Source organism: Lacticaseibacillus salsurae (assembly GCF_045862175.1).
Classification (GTDB): Bacteria; Bacillota; Bacilli; order Lactobacillales; family Lactobacillaceae; genus Lacticaseibacillus; species Lacticaseibacillus salsurae.
The window spans coordinates 1-3,841 of record NZ_BAAFZI010000100.1; the positions used below are offsets into that span (position 1 = coordinate 1).

Below are 3,841 nucleotides of genomic sequence, written 5' to 3' on the forward strand. Positions count from 1 at the left end.
TCGGTCTGTTCGTGGTGCATCGATCACCAACTTCTCCGCTCAGTCAGTATTCGCAACGCTCCAAACGTTGCTTTCAGACCGGCCAGATGCGATTTCATGTCCCAAATACCGAGGTGAATAATCCAGGAGGATATAAGATCGCTGAACGAACTGTTGGTAAGTATATGCGTGAACTTGGCATTCACGCCGTTTACCTAACCCCTTGGACGACTACCACTCGCAATTCTAAGTTTGATAAACAGCTAATAAATATTTTAGACGAGCAGTTCAATCCATTGCGACCAAACGCCGTTTGGTGCATTGACACCACTTATATTCCAGTTCATGACGGATTCGTTTATTTAACCAGTATTATGGACTTGTACTCCCGACGGATCATTGGTTGGGACTTATCTGAAACCTTGGAGGTATCGAATGTCATCCCACTTATTGAAAAGACTAAGCACAGTCGCCATATTAGCAAGCCATTAATCATGCACAGTGATCGTGGTAGTCAGTTTACGTCTGAAGCTTACAATCAAGTTACAGCTAACATGACATTAAGCTATTCAAAGAAAGCTTATCCTTGGGATAATGCCTGCATTGAGTCGTTTCATGCCTTGATTAAGCGTGAATGGATAAATCGGTTTAAAATCCATTCATACTCCGAAGCTAAACGACTAGTTTTTCAGTACATTGAAACGTTTTACAACACAGTTAGAATTCACAGTCACTGTGGATTCAAATCACCAAAGCAACTTGAAGATGAGTATCAAACTCAAATTCAAAATTTAGTCGTGGCATAGGACAAAAAAGTCTCTATTTAAATTGTCTATTTTATTGACAGGGGACCAGTTACGCCTTTTTGTGGACCCGATTCGTTTTTACCGGGAACGTGTAGTCCGAGTTCAGTCGCGTCTTAGGCGACTTAATCTGCTCGATTAGTAGCTCAACCATCAGCTCAGCCATCTCTTTGATTGGCTGTTGAACCGTTGGCAATTCCGGAAAGAATGTCCGAATAAAAGTGGATCCATCGTACCCGCTGATAAGCGGATGGTAGTTCATCGTATCAGCACAGGTCTTTACCAAGATTGCCGTAACATCATCGGTACAGCATATTGCATCGTAATCACGGCTCACAATAAGCTGCCCAACCAGTAGCTTCTTTAACGCGATTGAGCTCTCAAACTCCAGTGAAGACGTAGTTACATCGACACCTGCCTGGTTAAACACCGCCATCATGCCGGTTACACGATCATTGATTGGGTAGAAGTCCTCCTTGCTACCCGACAGAATCAATACGTTCTTGACGCCACGCTCGACCACTTTACCGGCAATTGCCCGGCCGCCAGCAAGATTGTCGCTTTTGACCGTTGGAATCTCCTTAGAAATCTGCCGATCAAAAGACACAATCGGGTAACTCGCATTACCGTGCTCTATCAGAAAGTCAGAATGTGAGCCGGTAATGATGCCATCGACCTGGTTACTCTTCAGCAGCTTGAAATACTCCTCTTCCTTTGCGGAGTTGTTCTTACTCGTACAAAGCAACGTCTGGTAGTGCCGGCCGCTCAGTTCGTCTTCGATATGCTCAAAGAGTTCTGAATACAGCGGATTGTCGAGCGAAGGCAGAATCACGCCGATGGTAGCAGAACTTTTCCCTTGCAGGCGACGAGCAGCGGCATTGGGCTGATAATTCAACTTCTCCATCGCAAGCTGCACCTTAGTAATCGCCGCCGGACTTAGATAGCCCTTACTGTTGATGACACGCGACACGGTGGCCACGGATACGCCCGCTTCTCGCGCGACGTCACGAATGGTTACAGACATCTCTGTTCACGTCCCTTCTATAATGTATCAACATTAGCACACTTCATCTGTTTCATCGCTAATATTAGGGACTTTCAAAGAAAAATATGTAACAATGTGTAACCAATTGCCATTTTTGTAAGCACTTCCTATAATGAAGATGCTTGCAAGCGCTAAATCGATTACGAGGAGTTGCTCTATGACAGTACCAAATGAAGTGATGTTGATTACCTATGGTGACAGCATGGGCGAAAATCTACATCAGCTTAATCACATTCTTGATGCCTACTTTGCAGGGGCGGTCGGCGGCGTTCATCTTCTGCCGTTCTTCCCTTCGTCAGGAGATCGCGGCTTCTCGCCGATGAACTACACCACAGTAGACCCTCGCCTCGGTAGCTGGCACGACGTCGATGCCCTCGCCGAGAAGAACTACCTGATGGCAGACCTGATGATTAACCATCTCTCACGTCAATCCGCTGAGTTCCAAGACTACCTGCAGCATCATGACCAGTCTGATTATGCCGGTATGTTCCTAAACTGGGATAAGTTCTGGCCAGCCAATCGACCAATACAAGCCGATGTTGATCTGATATACAAGCGCAAGGACAAGGCGCCATACCAAGAAATCACTTTTGCCGATGGTAACCAATCGAAGGTCTGGAATACCTTCAGTGAAGAGCAAATCGACCTTGATGTGAACGCCCCGCAGGCTAAGGCAATGTTCAGGACTACGATGGCGATTTTTGCCAAACATCACATCAACATTGTGCGCCTCGACGCCTTTGCCTACGCTGTCAAGAAGCTTGATACAAATGACTTCTTCGTGGAGCCGGACATCTGGCAATTGCTGGAGAGCATCTCTTCAGAAGCAGAAAAACACCAGCTGACGGTTCTTCCCGAGATTCATGAGCACTACACGTTACCGCGTAAGGTCAGCGAACACGGCTATTATACTTATGACTTCGCTCTGCCCATGCTGATTCTCTACACGCTTTTCAAAGGTGATGCCACGAACCTTCTGAATTGGCTGGCAGCGAGTCCAATGCATCAGTTCACCACGCTAGATACGCATGACGGCATCGGAATCGTTGATGTTAAAGACGTCCTTAATGATCAGCAGATTGATTTCACAACCAAGCAGCTCTACGAACGTGGAAGTAATGTCAAGAAGGTCTACTCTAGCGCAACGTACAACAACCTCGATATCTATCAAATCAATACGACCTACTACTCAGCTCTGGGCGAGGACAACCGCGCATATCTACTAGCTCGAGCGCTACAGATATTTGCCCCTGGGATTCCACAAATTTATTATGTCGGCCTCTTAGCCGGGAAAAACGATCTTGAGTTGCTTGAGGCGACTAAAGAAGGGCGCAACATCAATCGCCACTACTACACCGAAAGTGAAGTCGCGCAAGAAGTAAAGCGACCCGTTGTTCGCGACCTGCTCAAGCTGCTCCGATTCCGCAATCAGGAACCGGCCTTTGACCTTGATGGCTCACTCACGATTGAGAAGACCGACAACGCCCACTTTACATTGATTCGCCGTAACCAGGCGCAGACTCACACAGCAACGTTAACCGTTGACTTAACAACGCTAAGATTCTCGGTCCAGGCGGATAATGATGTGCTCACACTCGAAACAGAACAGGAGAATTCTAATGACTAAAGGTCTACCGGACGATTTTCTGGAAGTTTGTCAAATGGTGTTGAAGGATAGTTTCTATCCTTTGGAGATCTCCTCGTGTAGGAGATCTTTTTTGGGCTCTGGTGCAAATAGTCTGAGAGTGTGCCTTTTACCTAGTTGTTGATAGGGTGTTGTAGGTTATGCTGGCACCATCGCTTTTAATTCGTCCACGGCTGAAAACCCGATGAGGCTTAGCTCTCGTCGGGTTTTCTTGCGTAATGCATGGATGACTTCAATGCCGCTGAGTGTTGCACTAGCGGTTCGGATGCTTTGGAAACTTGCTGACCGCACCCGGTGTCGTTTAATGAATCGATGATCTTGTTCGATTAAATTGTTTCGATACTTGGAACATTGGTGTGCTGATTTGCT

4 protein-coding genes are annotated in these 3,841 nt (G+C 46.6%); 2 read left to right on the top strand and 2 right to left on the bottom strand.

The window, feature by feature from the left end:
- A partial coding sequence (locus ACKTSG_RS13760; protein ID WP_434056251.1) for an IS3 family transposase occupies positions 1 to 785 on the top strand: 785 nt, incomplete at its 5' end.
- Positions 786 to 834: 49 nt separating this feature from the next.
- Here ACKTSG_RS13760 and ACKTSG_RS13765 read toward each other — a convergent pair.
- Positions 835 to 1,806 carry a LacI family DNA-binding transcriptional regulator gene (locus ACKTSG_RS13765; protein ID WP_407895558.1) on the bottom strand — a complete coding sequence of 324 codons (972 nt, stop codon included), beginning with the start codon at positions 1,804 to 1,806 and terminating at the stop codon, positions 835 to 837.
- Between the two features lie 178 nt (positions 1,807 to 1,984).
- Here ACKTSG_RS13765 and gtfA point away from each other — a divergent pair, with 178 nt between their 5' ends.
- Positions 1,985 to 3,454: a sucrose phosphorylase gene (gene gtfA, locus ACKTSG_RS13770; protein ID WP_407895560.1), complete on the top strand. Its 1,470-nt coding sequence runs from the start codon at positions 1,985 to 1,987 to the stop codon at positions 3,452 to 3,454.
- Between the two features lie 156 nt (positions 3,455 to 3,610).
- Here the strand turns inward: gtfA and ACKTSG_RS13775 are convergent.
- Positions 3,611 to 3,841: DDE-type integrase/transposase/recombinase (locus tag ACKTSG_RS13775; protein ID WP_407895562.1), on the bottom strand; the 231-nt coding region annotated here is incomplete at its 5' end.

Excerpts from the sequence above, each read along its gene's own strand:
- ACKTSG_RS13765 (WP_407895558.1), bottom strand. The coding sequence starts at position 1,806 with ATGTCTGTAACCATTCGTGACGTCGCGCGAGAAGCGGGCGTATCCGTG.
- gtfA (WP_407895560.1), top strand. The coding sequence starts at position 1,985 with ATGACAGTACCAAATGAAGTGATGTTGATTACCTATGGTGACAGCATG.